Annotated in this window: 22 protein-coding genes and 1 riboswitch; of the genes, 11 read left to right on the top strand and 11 right to left on the bottom strand. The window is 70.0% G+C overall.

Annotated elements, in window-relative coordinates; translation table 11 throughout:
* Positions 1-70: 70 nt before the first annotated feature.
* Together AB0H71_RS10610 and AB0H71_RS10605 are read right to left on the bottom strand one after the other, a co-directional pair.
* Entirely contained in the window at positions 71-829 is a 759-nt protein-coding gene (locus AB0H71_RS10610) for an HAD-IIA family hydrolase (protein WP_357018497.1), read from the bottom strand.
* Between the two features lie 49 nt (positions 830-878).
* Positions 879-1,409, bottom strand: a complete 531-nt coding sequence (locus AB0H71_RS10605; protein ID WP_357017735.1) for an ester cyclase — start codon at positions 1,407-1,409, stop codon at positions 879-881.
* A gap of 380 nt (positions 1,410-1,789) precedes the next feature.
* Between AB0H71_RS10605 and AB0H71_RS10600 the strand changes: the two genes are divergently transcribed.
* Both AB0H71_RS10600 and fgd read left to right on the top strand, forming a co-directional pair.
* Entirely contained in the window at positions 1,790-2,608 is an 819-nt protein-coding gene (locus tag AB0H71_RS10600; protein ID WP_357017732.1) for a class I SAM-dependent methyltransferase, read from the top strand.
* A 78-nt stretch (positions 2,609-2,686) separates the two neighbouring features.
* A complete protein-coding gene (gene fgd, locus AB0H71_RS10595; protein ID WP_357017730.1) occupies positions 2,687-3,697 on the top strand; it encodes a glucose-6-phosphate dehydrogenase (coenzyme-F420) in 1,011 nt (336 codons plus the stop codon).
* On the opposite strand, the gene AB0H71_RS10590 is transcribed toward fgd, so the two are convergent.
* From AB0H71_RS10590 to AB0H71_RS10570, 5 genes are all read right to left on the bottom strand, one after another.
* The gene (locus tag AB0H71_RS10590) at positions 3,694-4,137 is read right to left on the bottom strand and encodes a MarR family transcriptional regulator (RefSeq protein ID WP_357017727.1); all 444 of its coding nucleotides are present in this window, start codon (positions 4,135-4,137) and stop codon (positions 3,694-3,696) included. The two genes, fgd and AB0H71_RS10590, sit on opposite strands and share 4 nt — an antisense overlap.
* Entirely contained in the window at positions 4,134-4,763 is a 630-nt protein-coding gene (locus AB0H71_RS10585) for a DJ-1/PfpI family protein (protein ID WP_357017724.1), read from the bottom strand. Before AB0H71_RS10585 ends, AB0H71_RS10590 begins: the two co-directional genes overlap by 4 nt.
* A gap of 40 nt (positions 4,764-4,803) precedes the next feature.
* Complete coding sequence (locus tag AB0H71_RS10580) at positions 4,804-6,018, bottom strand: O-succinylhomoserine sulfhydrylase (RefSeq protein ID WP_357017721.1); 1,215 nt, start codon at positions 6,016-6,018, stop codon at positions 4,804-4,806.
* Positions 6,015-6,431 carry a rhodanese-like domain-containing protein gene (locus tag AB0H71_RS10575; RefSeq protein ID WP_357017718.1) on the bottom strand — a complete coding sequence of 139 codons (417 nt, stop codon included), beginning with the start codon at positions 6,429-6,431 and terminating at the stop codon, positions 6,015-6,017. Before AB0H71_RS10575 ends, AB0H71_RS10580 begins: the two co-directional genes overlap by 4 nt.
* Before the next feature lie 15 nt (positions 6,432-6,446).
* Positions 6,447-6,561, bottom strand: a riboswitch (SAM riboswitch).
* A gap of 66 nt (positions 6,562-6,627) precedes the next feature.
* Positions 6,628-7,062 (bottom strand): hypothetical protein, encoded by a 435-nt coding sequence (locus tag AB0H71_RS10570; protein ID WP_357017715.1) that lies wholly within the window; start codon positions 7,060-7,062, stop codon positions 6,628-6,630.
* 226 nt (positions 7,063-7,288) lie between these two features.
* Here AB0H71_RS10570 and AB0H71_RS10565 point away from each other — a divergent pair, with 226 nt between their 5' ends.
* A complete protein-coding gene (locus tag AB0H71_RS10565) occupies positions 7,289-8,680 on the top strand; it encodes an FAD-dependent oxidoreductase (RefSeq protein WP_357017712.1) in 1,392 nt (463 codons plus the stop codon).
* 70 nt (positions 8,681-8,750) lie between these two features.
* Positions 8,751-9,626 (top strand): amidohydrolase family protein, encoded by an 876-nt coding sequence (locus AB0H71_RS10560; RefSeq protein WP_357017710.1) that lies wholly within the window; start codon positions 8,751-8,753, stop codon positions 9,624-9,626.
* Between the two features lies 1 nt (position 9,627).
* Here AB0H71_RS10560 and AB0H71_RS10555 read toward each other — a convergent pair whose 3' ends face one another.
* Positions 9,628-10,110, bottom strand: coding sequence for a DUF456 domain-containing protein (locus AB0H71_RS10555; RefSeq protein WP_357017707.1), 483 nt, complete (start codon positions 10,108-10,110; stop codon positions 9,628-9,630).
* 60 nt (positions 10,111-10,170) lie between these two features.
* Between AB0H71_RS10555 and AB0H71_RS10550 the strand changes: the two genes are divergently transcribed.
* The 5 genes from AB0H71_RS10550 (at position 10,171) to AB0H71_RS10530 (ending at position 12,978) form a co-directional block, all read left to right on the top strand.
* A complete protein-coding gene (locus AB0H71_RS10550; RefSeq protein WP_357017705.1) occupies positions 10,171-10,443 on the top strand; it encodes a hypothetical protein in 273 nt (90 codons plus the stop codon).
* A complete protein-coding gene (locus AB0H71_RS10545) occupies positions 10,440-10,859 on the top strand; it encodes a DNA-binding protein (protein ID WP_357017702.1) in 420 nt (139 codons plus the stop codon). The genes AB0H71_RS10550 and AB0H71_RS10545 overlap by 4 nt, the downstream gene beginning before the upstream one ends.
* Before the next feature lie 103 nt (positions 10,860-10,962).
* Positions 10,963-12,060 carry a CaiB/BaiF CoA-transferase family protein gene (locus AB0H71_RS10540; protein ID WP_357017699.1) on the top strand — a complete coding sequence of 366 codons (1,098 nt, stop codon included), beginning with the start codon at positions 10,963-10,965 and terminating at the stop codon, positions 12,058-12,060.
* 50 nt (positions 12,061-12,110) lie between these two features.
* On the top strand, positions 12,111-12,533 hold the full coding sequence (locus AB0H71_RS10535) for a hypothetical protein (protein WP_357017696.1): 423 nt from the start codon (positions 12,111-12,113) through the stop codon (positions 12,531-12,533).
* A 10-nt stretch (positions 12,534-12,543) separates the two neighbouring features.
* Complete coding sequence (locus AB0H71_RS10530; protein ID WP_357017693.1) at positions 12,544-12,978, top strand: hypothetical protein; 435 nt, start codon at positions 12,544-12,546, stop codon at positions 12,976-12,978.
* On the opposite strand, the gene AB0H71_RS10525 is transcribed toward AB0H71_RS10530, so the two are convergent.
* Both AB0H71_RS10525 and AB0H71_RS10520 read right to left on the bottom strand, forming a co-directional pair.
* Entirely contained in the window at positions 12,966-13,166 is a 201-nt protein-coding gene (locus tag AB0H71_RS10525) for a DUF397 domain-containing protein (RefSeq protein WP_357017690.1), read from the bottom strand. The two genes, AB0H71_RS10530 and AB0H71_RS10525, sit on opposite strands and share 13 nt — an antisense overlap.
* Positions 13,159-13,965 carry a helix-turn-helix transcriptional regulator gene (locus AB0H71_RS10520; protein ID WP_357017688.1) on the bottom strand — a complete coding sequence of 269 codons (807 nt, stop codon included), beginning with the start codon at positions 13,963-13,965 and terminating at the stop codon, positions 13,159-13,161. The genes AB0H71_RS10525 and AB0H71_RS10520 overlap by 8 nt, the downstream gene beginning before the upstream one ends.
* A 145-nt stretch (positions 13,966-14,110) precedes the next feature.
* On the opposite strand from AB0H71_RS10520, the gene AB0H71_RS10515 reads away from it, so the two are divergent.
* A complete protein-coding gene (locus tag AB0H71_RS10515) occupies positions 14,111-14,368 on the top strand; it encodes a hypothetical protein (protein WP_357017685.1) in 258 nt (85 codons plus the stop codon).
* A gap of 86 nt (positions 14,369-14,454) precedes the next feature.
* Here AB0H71_RS10515 and AB0H71_RS10510 read toward each other — a convergent pair whose 3' ends face one another.
* Positions 14,455-15,948: a PLP-dependent aminotransferase family protein gene (locus AB0H71_RS10510; RefSeq protein ID WP_357017683.1), complete on the bottom strand. Its 1,494-nt coding sequence runs from the start codon at positions 15,946-15,948 to the stop codon at positions 14,455-14,457.
* A 62-nt stretch (positions 15,949-16,010) separates the two neighbouring features.
* Between AB0H71_RS10510 and AB0H71_RS10505 the strand changes: the two genes are divergently transcribed.
* Positions 16,011-16,262 (top strand): hypothetical protein, encoded by a 252-nt coding sequence (locus AB0H71_RS10505; protein ID WP_357017680.1) that lies wholly within the window; start codon positions 16,011-16,013, stop codon positions 16,260-16,262.
* Positions 16,263-16,286 lie beyond the last annotated feature (24 nt).

Raw genomic sequence — 16,286 nt, 5'->3', positions numbered from 1 at the left:
AGGAACCGGACGGATCGCCCGGCGCGATCGGCCCCGGCATGAACTGTCGGCAACCGCACCGCGAACGGCGTTATTCGTCGAAGGGGGTGCGGGTGCGGCCCACCAGATCGGCCACCGAATCGATCACCGCGGTCGGCCGGTACGGGTACGCCCCCACCGACGCCACGGTGGAGATCCCGGAGGTCACCAGGATGGTGCGCATGCCGGCCTCCAGCCCGGAGATGACGTCGGTGTCCATCCGGTCGCCGATCATCACCGTCGACTGCGAGTGCGCGCCGAGCCTGCGCAGCGCCGAGCGCATCATGAGCGGGTTCGGCTTGCCGACGTAGTACGGGTCGCGCCCGGTGGCCCTGGTGATCAGCGCGGCCACCGAGCCGGTGGCGGGGAGCACGCCGTCGCGCGAGGGGCCGGTGGCGTCCGGATTCGTCGCGATGAAGCGCGCACCCCGCTCGACCAGGCGAATCGCGGTGGTGATGGCCTCGAAGGAGTAGGTGCGGGTCTCGCCGAGCACCACGTAGTCCGGGTCGCTGTCGGTGAGCACGTAGCCGATCTCGTGCAGCGCCGTGGTCAGCCCGGACTCGCCGACCACGTACGCGGTGCCGTTCGGCCGCTGGTCGTCCAGGAAGGTCGCGGTGGCCAGCGCCGAGGTCCAGATCGCCTCCTGCGGGATGTCCAGCCCCGAGTGCCGCAGCCGCGCCTGCAGATCGCGCGGCGTGCGGATGGAGTTGTTGGTGAGCACGAGGAACGGGATCTCGTTCTCCCGCAGCTCGCGCAGGAAGATGTCCGCCCCCGGGATGAGGTGGTCCTCGTGCACCAGGACACCGTCCATATCGGTCAGGTAGGACAGAATCGGTTCGTCGTTGGCCAGCACGGAGCAATTATCGCGCGTCCTTCCCTTCCGCGCGGCGCGCCGCCCTGGTGGCGCGTGCCATCCGGAACAGGTAGGCCGGGGTCGGCGGCACCCAGGCGAGCTGCTTGGCGGTGCCGAGGTCGTCGCGGTTGGCCCAGTGCTCGATCAGGAGTCCGTCGGCGATCCGGAACCAGTGCGTCTGGGTGGTGGCGAAGGTCCGCCCGGTGGGCGGGAAGGCCTGCTCCACCCGGCCCTCGGCGTTGTAGGTGACGAAGGGGCCGGTGTGCCGCCCGGACATGGTGGTCCGCACCACGACGAGGTCGCCCTCGGCCACCACCTCGTGCACCTCCCAGCGCAGGTCGGAGTAGGCGGCGCGGAGCCAGAGCGCGGTCGCGTGGAACCCGGAGGGGCCGGGCACGCGGCAGGCGGGCGGCTCGTCGATCGCCTCGCGGTTGGTGGCCTCGGGGTGGATGACGGCGTCGAAGTCGGGTTCCGCGCCGGTCGCCATGATCTCGATCCCGCGCAGGGCCAGCGCGCGGGGGTCGGTGGAAAGGGTCATTCGGGGTTCCTCGCTGATCGAAGGGGTTGCAGAGGTGGATCGCGTGCGGCTGCCCGGATGTCAACGGTTCGGCGGCGCCGGTTTCGGGGGCCACGCCCGGCGACGGCTTCGGCCGGTGAGGCGCGGGCCGGTGTTACCGCCTGCGCTTGGGACACCCCGGCCGACATTCCTACGGCGATGCGCGCGGGCCGGTGCTACCGCCTGCGCGCGGACACCCACAGCCGGCGATAATCGCTGGCCGCCGGCGGCGTGCTGCGCGAGGATGGGAGCGCGCGGCGGGCCCCGCCTGCGCGCACCGGCCGCCGAGGCCGCGATCGAGCCGCACCACCCCCGCCGGACGCGCGCCCTGCCGGTCCGGCCCAGCACCAGGAGCCCCGGCGATGACCGACCCGACGCACCCCCGCTTCCCGCGCTCCGCCCGCTACCACCCGGACTGGCTCCGGGCGGCGGTGAGCGGCGGCGCCAACCCGCTGTGGCTCACCGAGTGGCTCACCGAGGCGATCGAGCTGCGCCCCGGCATGCGGGTACTCGACCTGGGCTGCGGCCGCGGCGCCTCCTCGGTGTTCCTGCACACCGAGTTCGGCGTCGAGGTGTGGGCGGTCGATCTCTGGTTCGATGCCGCCGAGCGGGCGCAGCGCTTCCGGGACGCGGACGTCGCCGACGCGGTCTACGCGCTGCACGCGGATGCCCGCGCGCTGCCCTTCGCCCCCGGCTTCTTCGACGCCGTGCTCAGCATCGACTCCTTCGTCTACTACGGCACCGACGACCTGTATGCCCAGTACCTCACCCGCTTCCTGCGCCCCGGCGGCCAGCTCGGCATCGCGGGCGCCGGGCTCACCACCGACCCGGGTTGGCCGGTCCCCGAGCACCTCGCCCCCTGGTGGGAGCCCGCGCTGGCCTGCCTGCACACGGCGGAGTGGTGGCGGGCGCACTGGACGCGCAGCGGCCTGCTCGAGGTCGAGCTCGCCGACACCATGCCGGACGGCTGGCAGCGCTGGGTGGAGTGGCAGCACGCCGTCGCCCCGGACAACACCCCCGAGATCGCCGCGCTGGAGGCCGACCGCGGCCGCCACCTCGGCTACGTGCGCGCGGTCGCCCGCCGCCGCGCCGACGTCGAGCCGGACCCGCCGATCACCGCCGTTCCCGCGGAGTACACCCCGCACCCGCTGCTGCGCGACCCCGCGCCCGGCGTCGGATAGCGCCGCTCCTCTATGGTCGATGCAGGCGGGCGCCCGGCACGAAGTGCCCGCGGCAACGTGGCGACAGGAGCGGCGCACATGGCAGACCTCAAGCTCGGGTACAAGGCCTCGGCGGAGCAGTTCGGACCGCGGGAGCTGGTGGAGATCGCCGTCCTCGCCGAGGAGCACGGCCTCGACAGCGCGACGGTCAGCGATCACTTCCAGCCCTGGCGGCACAAGGGCGGCCACGCTCCCTTCTCGCTGGCCTGGATGGCCGCGGTCGGCGAGCGCACGAAGCGGATCCAGCTCGGCACCTCGGTGCTCACCCCCACCTTCCGCTACAACCCCGCGGTGATCGCCCAGGCCTTCGCCAGCATGGGCGTGCTCTACCCGGGCCGGATCATGCTCGGCGTCGGCACCGGCGAGGCGCTCAACGAGATCGCCACCGGCTACAAGGGCGAGTGGCCCGAGTTCAAGGAGCGCTTCGCCCGGCTGCGCGAGTCGGTCGCGCTCATGCGCGCGCTCTGGACCGGTGACCGGGTCGACTACGACGGCGAGTACTACCACACCGTCGGCGCCTCCATCTACGACGTGCCCGAGGGCGGCATCCCCGTCTACATCGCCGCAGGCGGCCCGGTGGTCGCCCGTTACGCCGGCCGCGCCGGCGACGGCTTCATCTGCACCTCCGGCAAGGGCATGGAGCTCTACACCGAGAAGCTGCTGCCCGCCGTCGCCGAGGGCGCGGCCAAGGCCGAGCGCGACCTCGACCCCATCGACAAGATGATCGAGATCAAGATCTCCTACGACACCGATCCGGAACTGGCGCTGGAGAACACCCGCTTCTGGGCCCCGCTCTCGCTCACCCCCGAGCAGAAGCACTCCATCACCGATCCGATCGAGATGGAGGCCGCCGCCGACGCGCTGCCGATCGAGCAGATCGCCAAGCGCTGGATCGTCGCCAGCGACCCGGACGAGGCCGTCGAGCAGATCAAGCCCTACCTCGACGCCGGCCTGAACCACCTGGTCTTCCATGCCCCCGGCCACGACCAGCGCCGCTTCCTCGACCTCTTCCAGCGCGATCTCGGGCCGCGGCTGCGCAAGCTGGGCTAGGAGTCCAGTTCCAGCCGGTCCATTGTCGCCGCGAGTTCGGTGAGCGCGGCGACGATCTCGGCGAACCGCTCGGCGCCGAGTTCGGCGGCGAGCCGCTGCGACACCAGCGCGTGCTGCGGGGAGATCCGGCGCACCGCGGCCAAGCCTTCGTCGGTGACGGCGACCAGTTTGGCGCGCCGGTGCGCCGGATTCTCCCGGTACTCGGCGAGCCCCTTGCCGACCAGCAGGTCGGCGATGCGCTGCACGCTCTGCCTGGTGATCCCCATGGCCCGCGCGATGCCCGCCACCGGGAGCGGCTCGTGCAGCACCGCGCCGAGCACCTGCCACCAGGCGGCGGTGAGCCCGGCGGGCGCGGCGAGCTTCTCCGCCACCGCGAGGAAGCGGCCGTTCAGCGCGAACGAGGTGATGGCCGCGGTGCTGAACAGCTCCTGCTCGGTCACGCCCCGTGCTCCGCGAGCACGGCGTAGGCGCTCGGGTCGCGCTCGGCGAAGAGCCGGAACCAGGCGTCGAGCACCTGCGGCTCGTAGACGTCGAGCGCCGCGAAGACCTGGTGCGCGAAGTGGAAGGGCGCCAGCGAGGTCGCGGTGATCACATTGCCGTCGGTGACCGCGGGCTCGTCGCGGTAGCGCGCGCTGCCCGCGTAGCCGCTGGCGGCGAGGTAGCCAGGGTCGTTGCTGGTGTGCGCCCTGGTATCGAGCAGCCCGGCCTTGGCGAGCCCGAAGGTGGCGCCGCAGATGGCCGCCACCGGCCGCCCGGCGTCCAGGAAGTCGCGGGCCAGCTCGGCGAAGCCCGCCAGCTCGTCGCCCTGATCCCAGAGGCTCGCCCCCGGCAGGATGAGCGCCGCCGCCCGGTCGAGTTCGACCTCGGCCAGATCCACGTCGGGCAGGACGCGCATGCCGCCGCCGGTGGTCACCGGCTCGGTGCCGCGGCCGACGGTGCGCACCATCAGCGAGCCCGGCTCGCGCTGCAGCTCGGGGTTGTTGAGGTACGCGATGGCGGCCCCGACCTCCCAGTCGGCCAGGGTGTCGTAGACCGCCGTGTACACGATGCGAGGTTCCGAAGTCATGACAGCATCCTGTCAAACATGACAGGATGCTGTCAATGGCTCAGCCCAGCGCGTGGTCCAGATCCGCGATCAGGTCCTCGACGTCCTCCAGCCCGACCGAGACGCGCACGACGCCGTCGGTGAGCCCGATCCCGGCCCGCCCCTCCGCGCCCATGGCCCGGTGCGTGGTGGTGGCCGGGTGCGTGATCAGCGTCTTGGCATCGCCGAGGTTGTTCGAGATATCGATCACCCGCAGCCGGTTCAGCACCTCGAAGGCGCGCTTCTTGCCCTCGTCGGCGCCGGCGGCGAGCTCGAAGGTGACCACGGTGCCGCCGCCGCTCATCTGCGTGGTGGCCAGCTCGTGCTGCGGGTGCGTCTCCAGGAACGGGTAGCGCACCCAGCCCACCGCCGGGTGCCCCTCCAGGAAGCGGGCCACCTCGAGCGCCGCCTTGGTGGAGTGCTGGACTCGGAGCGGCATGGTCTCCAGCCCCTTGAGCAGGGTCCACGCGTTGAACGGGCTGAGCGCCGGGCCGGTGTGCCGCATGAGCGTCTTCACCGGGCCGTCGATGTACTCCCGGTCGCCGAGGATGGCGCCGCCGAGCACCCGGCCCTGGCCGTCGATGTGCTTGGTGCCGGAGTAGACCACCACGTCGGCGCCGAGCTCAAGGCTGCGCTGCAGCAGCGGGGTGGCGAAGACATTGTCCAGCACCACCTTCGCGCCCGCGGCGTGCGCGAGCTCGCTGACCCGCCGCACGTCGACCAGGTTCTGCATGGGGTTGGCCGGTGTCTCGAAGAACACCGCCTGGGTGGGCACCGAGAGCGCCTGCTCCCACTGGTCCAGATCCTCGCCGTCCACGAAGACCGTCTGCACGCCCCAGCGCGGCAGGATCTCGTTGGCCACCACGAAGCAGGAGCCGAAGAGGCTGCGCGCGGCGACCAGCCGATCCCCGGCCTTCAGCAGCGCGCCGAGCGCGGTGAAGACCGCGGCCATGCCGCTGGCGGTGGCGAAGCACGCCTCCGCGCCGTCGATCAGCCGCATCCGCTCCTCGAAGACGGCGACCGTCGGGTTGCCGTACCGGGAGTAGACGAAGTGCTCCACATCACCGGTGAAGGCGGCCTCCGCCGCCTCGGCGCTCTCGTAGACGAAGCCCGAGGTGAGGTAGAGCGCCTCGGAGGTCTCCTCGAACCCCGAGCGGCGCAGCCCGCCGCGCACGCCGAGCGTGGCCGGGCCGACGTTCTCCGGCAGCGGCCGGTCGAAGGCGCCGCCGGTGATCACGACTGCCGCCAGGGCAGGCCGTCGGCGCGCCAGCCGGCCGAGCCGCGGTGGCCGGTGCCGTCCAGCGGGCCCTCGAAGCCGTCGATCACGTTGTAGGAGGGGGCGATTCCGGCGCCGGTCGCCAGGCTCGCGGCGTTCGCCGAGCGCTGGCCGGAGCGACACAGGAACACGACCGGGGCCTCCGGATCGCGCCCGTCGAGCGCTCGCTTCAGCTGCTCGAGGAAGGCCGGGTTGGGCGAGCCGGTGCCGTCCACCCACTCGATCAGCGCGGTGGGCCGGTCCAGCTCGGTGGTGTCCGGCACCCCGACCCAGCGCCACTCCGCCTCGGTGCGGACATCGATCAGCACCGCGGACGGATTGTCGCGCAACAGCTCCCACGCCTGCTTCGGGGTGATGTCACCGGCATAACTCATGTCGAACCTCCTGTGAATCCACGCTTGCCGCAGGGAAATGCCGATACGGCCAGGTCGTCACCCGGAGCACCCCGCCGCGGAGGAGGGTTGCCGACCAGCGAGCCGGGGCTTGGCGCTGGTTCTCATGACCTTGCGAACCGAGATTGCCCCGGGAAAGCGGGTGCTGTCAATACGAGTTCTCCCGCGTCCGGGCGCGTCATCCGCAGACCAGCCAGCGGTCGCCTTCCTTCGCCAGGGTCCAGGTGGCGGTGGCCGTGCGGCCGGCCACCCGCGTGGTCACCGTGATCCGGCCGCGCTCGCCCTCGACCACCGGGTTCGCCAGCTCGGCGACCTCGATATCGGTGCTGGTTTCCGGCCCGCCGAGCTGCTCGGCGAGCGGCGAGGCGGCCTCGTCGAAGCCGGGGCAGGCGGTGCCGGGCGGGGGCACCAGGTCGCTGCGGCCGCGCGCGTCGGCGTAGTTGCGCACCGCGGCGGCGAGTTTGTCCGCCTCTGTGACATTTTTCTCAGCCGGCGAGAGCACCCCGGCGATCACGATCCCCACCAGGACCAGCACCGCGAGCACGCCGGCGGCCACGAACGGCACGATCGATCGGACTTCCGGCTCGTCGCCGCCGGGCTGCTGCTCGCTCATCCCTCGATGATCACCGATGACCTGGGCCGTCGGCGCACCGGCCCCGGCAGGATACGCGCTGCGCACCCGGGTCGCGGACCGAGCGGAGCAGGGCCGATAGAATGGCTGCTTGCGACTCGTGCCGGAGCCGCCGTCCGATGCTCCGGGGAGAATGGGAGCGCGATCTCAGGTTAGCCTGGGCTAAGTAGACGCCAGATGAACGTATCGACCGAAGGTGCGCGTGAACATGACCGAACAGAGTGAGGCGGCCCGGCCGCTCCGCATTGCGATCGTGGGTGCAGGCCCGGCCGGGATCTACGCCGCCGACGCGCTGATGAAGTCCGACGCGGACGTCTCCATCGATCTCTACGAGCGGATGCCCGCGCCGTTCGGGCTGATCCGCTACGGCGTCGCACCCGACCACCCGCGGATCAAGGGCATCATCACCGCGCTGCACAAGGTGCTGGACAAGGAGCAGGTGCGGCTGCTCGGCAATATCGACTACGGCACCGACATCACCCTGGACGATCTGCGCCGCTTCTACGACGCCGTGATCTTCTCCACCGGCGCCAACGCCGACCGCGCGCTCACCATCCCCGGCATCGACCTGGACGGCTCCTACGGCGCCGCCGACTTCGTCTCCTGGTACGACGGCCACCCGGACGTCCCGCGCAGCTGGCCGCTGGAGGCCGAGAAGGTCGCGGTGCTCGGAGTCGGCAATGTCGCGCTCGACATCGCCCGCGTGCTCGCCAAGACCGGCGACGAGCTGCTGCCCACCGAGATCCCGCCGAACGTCTACGCGGGGCTCAAGCAGAACAAGGCCGTCGAGGTGCACGTCTTCGGCCGCCGCGGCCCCGCGCAGGCCAAGTTCACCCCGCTGGAGCTGCGCGAGCTGGACCACTCGCCCACCATCGAGGTCATCGTCGACCCCGAGGACATCGATTACGACGAGGGCTCCGAGGCCGCGCGCAGGCACTCCAAGCAGGTCGACATGGTGGCCAACACGCTCGAGCAGTGGGCCATCCGCGACCAGGGCAACCGCCCGCACAAGCTCTTCCTGCACTTCTTCGAGGCGCCGACCGAGGTCGTCGGCGACGCCGAAGGCAAGGTCGTCGGGCTGCGCACCGAGCGCACCCAGCTGGACGGCACCGGCAATGTCAAGGGCACCGGCGAGTACCGCGACTGGGAGGTGCAGGCCGTGTACCGCGCGGTGGGGTACCTGTCGCAGAACATCACCCAGCTGCCCTTCGACGACCAGGCGGGCACCGTGCCGAACGAGGCGGGCCGCGTCCTGATCGACGAGAACGCCGACGGCAAGGCCCGCTACCTGCCCGGCACCTACGTGACCGGCTGGATCAAGCGCGGCCCGGTCGGGCTCATCGGCCACACCAAGGGCGACGCCAACGAGACCGTCGCTTGCCTGCTCGACGACAGCAAGGATTTCCCGCGCGCCGAGAACCCCGCCCCCGAGGCCGTGATCGAGTTCCTCGAGGGCAAGGGCGTGCCGTACACCACTTGGCAGGGCTGGTACCGCCTGGACGCGCACGAGCGCTCGCTGGGCGAGCCGGAGGGCCGCGAGCGGGTGAAGGTCGTGGAGCGCGAGGACATGCTGCGCGCCAGCGAGCCGAACAAGGTCTAGGGCGCGACGCCTGCCGGAACGAACCGTCCGGCAGGCGACAGCCGCACCCACCTCGAGGCATTCTGTACACGTGTTCGATGCCCACGTCCACATCTTCGACCCGCGGTTCCCGCTGGCCGAGAACGAGGGACACCTGCCCTCCTCCTACACCGTCGCCGACTATCGAAAGCGCATGGCGCGCTACGACATCAGCGGTGGTGCCGTGGTCAGCGGCTCCTTCCAGGGGACCGACCAGACCTACCTGAGGGCGGCGCTCGCCGAGCTCGGCGCGGGCTGGGTCGGGGTGACCCGGCTCGACCTGGATGCCTCCGACGAGGAGATCCTGCAACTCGACGAGATCGGCGTGCGGGCGCTGCGGTTCAACCTGAAGCGGGCGGCCGGGGACATCACCCAGCTCACCCAGCAGGCGGTGCGCGCGCACGACATCGCGGGCTGGCACGTCGAGCTCTACATCGACGGTTCCATGCTGGCCTCGCTGCAGCCCGTCGTCACCAAGCTGCCCGCGCTCTCCGTCGACCACCTCGGCATGTCCGCCGAGGCCGTGCCGTACCTGCTCGACCTGGTCGACCGCGGCGCCCGGGTGAAGGCCACCGGCTTCGGCCGCGTCCAGATGCGCGTCCCCGACACGCTGCGCCGCATCCACGCCGTGAACCCGCAGGCGCTCATGTTCGGCACCGACCTCCCCGGCACCCGCGCGGGCCGCCCCTTCCGCGACTCCGACGTCGACCTGCTCTGCGACGTCGTCGGCACCGACATGCACGCGGTGCTCGAGGACAATGCCCGCACCTTCTACAAGCTCCCCGCCCGGCACCGCCCCGCCGGCTCCGACCCCCGCCCCGGCCGCTGGCAGGCGGTTCCCGCTGACCCGCCGACGCTCCCGCTGCGCCGCGACCAGCTCCCCCCGCTCGACCCCAACGCCACCCTCCCCCTGCCGGTGATCGAGTAGCTCAGGCGATCACCGCGCCGATCAGCCACACCCCGGTGGCCACCAGCGCCCCGAACAGCTCGATCAGGATCGACAGCCCCACCCCCTTCAGCGCGTGCCCCGTCGACCTGCGCGCCTGCTCCCCGTCGGGCAGCCGCTGGAGCTCCGACAGGTACACCCCGAGCACGAACCCGAGCACCAGCCCGACCACCGGCACCACGAAGAACCCGACGATGCCGAGCACCGCCCCGATCAGCAGGGTCCGATTCGGCACCCCCGCCGCCTTGATGTTCTTCCCCGGCCACGTGTACTTCACCACGCCCGAGATCACCAGCAGCACAGTCGCTATCGCCAGGATCGCCCACGCCGTCGCCCCGCCGGTGACGAACGCCCAGACGGCGATCGCGCCGAAGATCAGGATCACGCCCGGCAGGATCGGCACGATGATGCCGATGAGGCCGGCCAGGATCACCAGGCCGACAAGGACCTCGCCCCATACGCTCACGGGAACATTGTCGCCGATGTCCGGGTCGCATGCAGTATCTCCCGGAGTATGGTGATAAGTATGGCCACGAAGAAGATCACCGTCACTATACCGGAGGAACTTCTGGAGGAGGTCCGCACGGAGATCGCCGAACGCGGCCTCTCGGCGTACATCACCGAAGCAGTTCGCGCGCAGCGAGATCGCGACCTCGTCGGCGAGCTCGCGGACTGGCTGGAACAGGAACACGGAGCCGTCACCGCCGAGGAGGCCGCGGCAGCCGACCGGGAACTCGACGACCTGCATGCCGAGCACCTTCGTCGCCGGGCGGCCCTCGGCGGCCAAGGCGCCGCGTGACACCCGCACGCCGACCTCAACCGGTACCGCAGACCTTCGTTCTCGACAGCGAAGCTCTGGCGCTGGCCGTCCGCGGCGACCGCGCCATGCTGGCCCGGCTGGCCAATGCCCGCGACGGCCGTGTCGACGTGATCACCTCCCCGATGACCCTCATCGAGGCGCACGACCCCCGAATTCCCGCTGCACGATGGAACTGGGTGGCCTCCCGGATGCGGGTGGCGACGGTCGGCAAGGATGAAGCGCGCGCGGCACATGAGCTACTCACCGCCGCCGGGCTGCACGGACACAAATACGCGATCGACGCCGTGCTGGCGGTGGTGGCCATCGGACAACCGGGGTTCGTCACCGTTCTGACCTCGGACGTCGATGATCTGGAGCGGCTGTTGCCACCCACTGTGCTCGTCCGGAAGGTCTGATTCCGCCGCCTCGACCGGCAGCGCGGCGGCCGCGCATAGACCGCCAACCCCTTGTTGTCATACTGTCAATACGAACGGCCGCGACAACGAACCGAGGTAGGGCGTGAGCACAGGAACCACCGGCAAGCAGGGCCCGCTCGCGGGCATCAAGGTCATCGAACTGGCCGGGATCGGCCCAGGGCCGCACGCGGCACTGCTGCTCGCCGACCTCGGCGCCGACGTGGTGCGCGTGCAGCGCCCCAATCTGCTGCCCGGGCACATGGAGCGCCCGCAGTGGCGCGGCCGCACCATCGTGGAGGCCAACCTCAAGGACCCGGCCGATATCGAGAAGGTGCTGAGCCTGGTCGAGAAGGCCGATGTGCTGATCGAGGGGTTCCGGCCCGGCGTCACCGAGCGCATGGGGCTCGGCCCGGACGCCGTGGCGGAGCGCAACCCGCGCGTCGTCTACGGCCGCATGACCGGCTGGGGCCAGGACGGCCCGCTCGCGGACCGCGCCGGGCACGACATCAACTACATCTCCATCACCGGTGTCCTGCACGCCATCGGCCGCAAGGGCGAGCGCCCGGTGCCGCCGCTGAACCTGGCCGGCGATTTCGGCGGCGGCTCGATGTTCCTGGTCTTCGGCATTCTGGCCGCGCTGGTCGAGCGGCAGAACTCCGGGAAGGGCCAGGTCGTGGATGCGGCCATGGTGGACGGCGCGATCTCGCTGTCGCACATGATCTGGGGCATGCGCGGCGTCGGGCTGTGGTCCGAGGAGCGCGGCACCAACCTGCTCGACACCGGCATGGCGTTCTACGACACCTACGAGACCTCCGACGGCAAGTACATGGCGGTCGGCGCCATCGAGCCGCAGTTCTACGCCGAGCTGCTGAAGGGGCTGGAGATCGACCCCGCCGGGCTCCCGCACCAGATCGACCCGAACGGGCAGGAGGAGCTGAAGAAGCTCTTCACCGAGAAGTTCAAGTCGCGGACCAGGGACGAGTGGGCCGCGGTCTTCGAGGGCACCGACGCCTGCACCAGCCCGGTGCTCACCTTCACCGAGGCCGAGCAGAACCCGCACCTGGTGGCGCGGAACAGCCTGGTCGATATCGAGGGCGTGGTACAGCACGCACCCGCGCCGCGGTTCTCGCGGACGCCGCCCGAGGTGCCGAGCGCGCCGCCCACCGAGGCGACGCCGATCGACAAGGTCTGGGCGGACTAGCTTTTCCCGGTGGCGCGGAGTTGTCCGCGCCACCGGCTATCGTTCCGGCCGTGGCACACACGTATGCGCTCTACCTCTCGGGAAACTTCCTCCAGGAGAGCGAACTCGACCGTCTCCCCGGCTTGATCGCCCCCGAGGTGCTCTCCGGGGAGCGGATCTTCCACGACCCCGACCTCACGATCTACGAGGAAGAGCTGCGGATCGACGGGAGCCGCAGCTGGTACGCCGTCGACGGCGAATTCGTCCTCGGCCGGGACATCGCAAACCCCGGCGCCGAGTGGCGCATCAGCTACCTGAAGCTCGTCACCGACGGCAGCCGGGACGACGCGGAACAGCTCGCCGAGCGGCTCACCGAAGAGCTGGAGTTCGATCACGACGATGCGCCGGACGGTGATCTGCTCCCTGCGGGCGAGACGGTCGGCACGTGGGAGGACGACCACGGGCAGTGGGATCTCGCTCTGGTGCGGTTGTAGCGTTGCCGCTGTGGCACAGGGGAATACGTACGCGCTCTACGCATCGGGCAATTTCATTCAGGAGACCGAGCTGGATCGGCTCGGTGGGTGGATCGCACCGGATGTTCTCAGCGGGAAGCTGATCTTCGAGAACCCGTTCCTGGTGTTCCACGACGATCTCGCGCTGCGGGTCGACGCGAGCCGGAGCTGGTACGTGGTCGACGGTGGGTACGTGCTCGGGCGTGATCTGGCCGCGCCGAACGGAGATTGGCGCGTCGGGTACCTGCGCCTCGTCACCGATGGGACCGAGGCGGATGCGCTGCGGTGGATCGAGGAGATCGAAGACGGGACCGAACTCGATCGGCTCGACCAAACGGGACTGGATGATCCGCTCGGTGAGATCGTCGCAGCCTGGGAAGATCCTCACGGGCAGTGGGATCTCGCTCTGGTAGCTCAGCCGAACTGATCGAACTCCCCAGCGGCGGCACCCTTCAGGAAAGCGCTCCACTCGGCCCGGGTGAAGGCAACGGCACCGGCGTCGCGAGCATTGCTGTTGCGCACATACACCGTGCCGGCCGCGCCGGCGACCTCTACGCAGGTGCCATTGTCGGTGAAGCTCGACACTCGCCAGTCGAGCGCGTTGAGGTCATCCACGGTTCCGGGTCTCCCATTCCTCTGCCAGCTCGAGAACGAACCTGCGCGATTCCTTCGGGGTCAGAGCGATCTTCGCCGCGTGGTCGAACGCGCTTGCGAAGTATCCCACCTCGTCGGCTTCGGTGATGAATCGCCCGCCCGCGTAGCTCTCGAAATGCACTCTCGGCGAGCCCCAGGGATGCGTCATGATCGAGAAGCAATTGAGCCGCCGAGCCTCGTACTGCCCTACCTCGTAGGTGGTGATTCGGACCGTGACGTTCGGCAGCTCGGAAAGCTCTGCGAGACAACGCAGCTGATCGACCATGACGGCCGGCGTCCCGACCTTCAACCGCAGGGCCGACTCGGGCATGATCACATCGAGCTCGAGCTCTCCCGATCGAACTCGCTTCTGTCGGTGTAGCCGCTGATCGACAGCTTGCTGCACATATGTATCGGAGACGCCTGACACACCGATCCGGCTCACGAGTCCTTCGACGTAGCTCGGGATTTGGAGCAGTCCGTAGATCGCTCTCGGCTCGTGCGTCCGGATCGTCGTGGCGGATTGCTCCATCCCGAGATACGTCGACAGCCACTCGGGCACCTCGCCCTCGACCGTTGGAACGCTGCTCAGCATCGCGGACAGTTCATCCATCGTGATGCCGAGCGCGTCGGCGTACTTCGTGCGTTGGGCTGGATGCGGAGTTCCCTCATTCCGCTCCCACCGGCCCAGTGTGGTCCGATCCACTTCGACCTCTGCGGCGATCTGCTCCTGCGTCTTGCCGGTGGCCTTTCGAGCATCGATCAGCCGATGTCTGCGCATAAACGCATCGTAGGTGCGGTCTGCGCGCCGTGGTCCGAATCCGGCGATGCGCCAACATTGACCTTCATCAGGGGAAATCGACTCAGGGGGTCAATCATGCGGGATCTGCCGCAGCGGATTCCAGCTGCCCATGTGTACCCGAAGCGTGAGGCCGAACGGCCGCCGGTTCATCTACTTCTCCGTGTCGCAGCCGCTCTCGCTGAATGTACTGCTACGAACGGCGGCGCAGATGGTCGTCGATGATCGACACCGATACGGCTGCGATCAGGAGCCGATTCAGCTCACCCAGCACGCGGCCGAGCTGATCCTGCGCTTGCACGACCACGGCGTATCTCGGACTTGCGCCCGGCAACTCGCCGCACTCGCGTTCCTCTCCAATCCACAAGCCTCCGAATACGAATGACGACCTGCGCCCTTACTGCACTGGTGCTGGGCCTTCTGGCTTTCATCGTTGTCGTCCTGAAGCCCTGGTGGACCGATGAGTAACCCTCAATAGGTGAGCGGCTGCAGAGGGTCGGCGGCGCGGGGGGTGAGGGCTTCGTACGCGCTGGCGATCGACTTGACCGCCAACCGCAGATCCGCCTCCTGATGCGTGTACGGCAGACGCAGGAACCGCTCGAAAGCACCCTGCACGCCGAACCGCGGGCCGGCGGTCAGCAGGACTCCGTGGTTCGGGGCGGTGGCGGCCAGGGCCGTGGAGACCGGCGCGGGCAGCTGCGCCCAGACCGACATCCCCCCGGTGCTCGGCGCGACCCGCCAGTCCGGCAGCTCTTCGGCGATCGCCTCCAGCAGCGCCGCCCGCTGCGCGCGCAGGTGACTCCGGCGCCGATCGAGCAGGGTGTCGGAGATGCCGAGGAGGTGGACAAGGGCGAGCTGGTCCATGACGGGGGTGCCGAGGTCGACGGTGGAGCGGATGCCGAGCAGCTTGGTGATGAGCGCCTGGTTGGTGCGGATCCAGCCGACCCGCAGACCACCCCAGAACGATTTCGACGCCGAACCGATGGTGATGATCTCCGCCCCCTTGGCGAAAGCGGCTGCGGGGGGCGGGGGTTCAGACCCGCTGAGGTCGAGTTCGCCCATGGACTCGTCGACGACGATGGTCATGCGGGTTTCCCGGGCGATGGCGGCGAGTTCGGCGCGGTCCTCGGCGTTCATGCGCTGGCCGGTGGGGTTGTTGAAGTCGGGGACCAGGTAGGCGAGAGTGGCGGCGGTTTGCCGTGCGGCGCTGCGGATTCCGTCGAGGTCCCAGGCGGTGTCGGGGTCGTCGGGGCGGAGCGGCACGGGGACGGGGCGGGCGCCGACATCGCGGATGGCCTCGATGCCGTTGGGGTAGGTGGGGTGGTCGATGAGGACGCGGGCCGCGGGCGAGGTGAGGACGTTGAGCAGCAGGCGGAGGCCGTGCTGGGCGCCGAGCGTGACCAGGATCTGGTCGGGGCCGGTGGGGAGGCCGCGCTCGGTGTAGCGGCGGGCGATGGCCTCGCGGAGCGCGAGCACGCCGACCGGGTCCATGCCGTGGGTGCCGAGGAACGACGGGATGCCCTCGAGGGCGGCGGCGTAGGCCTCGCGCATCTCCGGTGGGGCGGTCATGGCGGCGTAGGTGAGGTCGATGGTGGGCTGCTCGGGCTGGGTCATCATGGCGAGGATGCTGCGGGAGGGTTTGCTGCCGTCGTGCTGGACGGCGGCGGGGAGCGCGACGGTGCTGCGCGAGCCCTGCCTGCTTATCAGGTAGCCGTGCTCGCGGAGCAGGGCGTACGTGGAGGTGATCGTGGTGCGGCTGACGCCGAGCGTGGTCGCCAGGTCGCGTTCGCTGGGGAGTGCGACGCCGAGCGGGGCGCGCCCGTCGTGGATGAGCAGCCGGATGCCCTCGGCCAGGGCCAGGTAGGCGGGGCGGGAGGTGCGCCTGCCCTCCGCCTCGTCGCCCGCGCTGCGCCAGTTGCCCAGGTCGCGGGTGAGGCTGGCCGCGCCGATCACTCTTGTCGCCATAGAGTCCAGTATTCGGCAAGTGGCTATGTATCGGCAAGTCCAGTTGGCGCAGGCTCATTCCTATGACCGCACTTCTCACCCTCTTCGCACTGGTCGGCTTCGGGTTGCTGGCCTACTACTACGCGCCAAAGGACGGCGAACCGCCCTGGTATCCGGAGCGCTTCCGTTCGTTCCCGCGCAATGACCCCGGGCCGTCCTCCTACGACCTGCACCGGCAGCTGGCCGATCTGGCCGCGCTGCGGGCCAGGGAGGCCAGTTCGGCGGAAACGCGCCGGGGCGGCACCGAAAGGTCCACTGATCGGGAAGTGGCCTGATTTCCGTCGGGCCGGTCTGCGCCG

The organism is Nocardia sp. NPDC050697 (genome assembly GCF_040654395.1).
In the GTDB taxonomy this organism is placed as follows: domain Bacteria; phylum Actinomycetota; class Actinomycetes; order Mycobacteriales; family Mycobacteriaceae; genus Nocardia.
This window is presented reverse-complemented; position numbering and strand designations above follow the sequence as displayed.

Coding starts and splice junctions, on each gene's coding strand:
- AB0H71_RS10610 (WP_357018497.1), bottom strand. CDS start 829: ATGGACGGTGTCCTGGTGCACGAGGACCACCTCATCCCGGGGGCGGAC.
- AB0H71_RS10605 (WP_357017735.1), bottom strand. CDS start 1,409: ATGACCCTTTCCACCGACCCCCGCGCGCTGGCCCTGCGCGGGATCGAG.
- AB0H71_RS10600 (WP_357017732.1), top strand. CDS start 1,790: ATGACCGACCCGACGCACCCCCGCTTCCCGCGCTCCGCCCGCTACCAC.
- fgd (WP_357017730.1), top strand. CDS start 2,687: ATGGCAGACCTCAAGCTCGGGTACAAGGCCTCGGCGGAGCAGTTCGGA.
- AB0H71_RS10585 (WP_357017724.1), bottom strand. CDS start 4,763: ATGACTTCGGAACCTCGCATCGTGTACACGGCGGTCTACGACACCCTG.
- AB0H71_RS10575 (WP_357017718.1), bottom strand. CDS start 6,431: ATGAGTTATGCCGGTGACATCACCCCGAAGCAGGCGTGGGAGCTGTTG.
- AB0H71_RS10570 (WP_357017715.1), bottom strand. CDS start 7,062: ATGAGCGAGCAGCAGCCCGGCGGCGACGAGCCGGAAGTCCGATCGATC.
- AB0H71_RS10565 (WP_357017712.1), top strand. CDS start 7,289: ATGACCGAACAGAGTGAGGCGGCCCGGCCGCTCCGCATTGCGATCGTG.
- AB0H71_RS10550 (WP_357017705.1), top strand. CDS start 10,171: ATGGCCACGAAGAAGATCACCGTCACTATACCGGAGGAACTTCTGGAG.
- AB0H71_RS10520 (WP_357017688.1), bottom strand. CDS start 13,965: ATGCGCAGACATCGGCTGATCGATGCTCGAAAGGCCACCGGCAAGACG.
- AB0H71_RS10510 (WP_357017683.1), bottom strand. CDS start 15,948: ATGGCGACAAGAGTGATCGGCGCGGCCAGCCTCACCCGCGACCTGGGC.
- AB0H71_RS10505 (WP_357017680.1), top strand. CDS start 16,011: ATGACCGCACTTCTCACCCTCTTCGCACTGGTCGGCTTCGGGTTGCTG.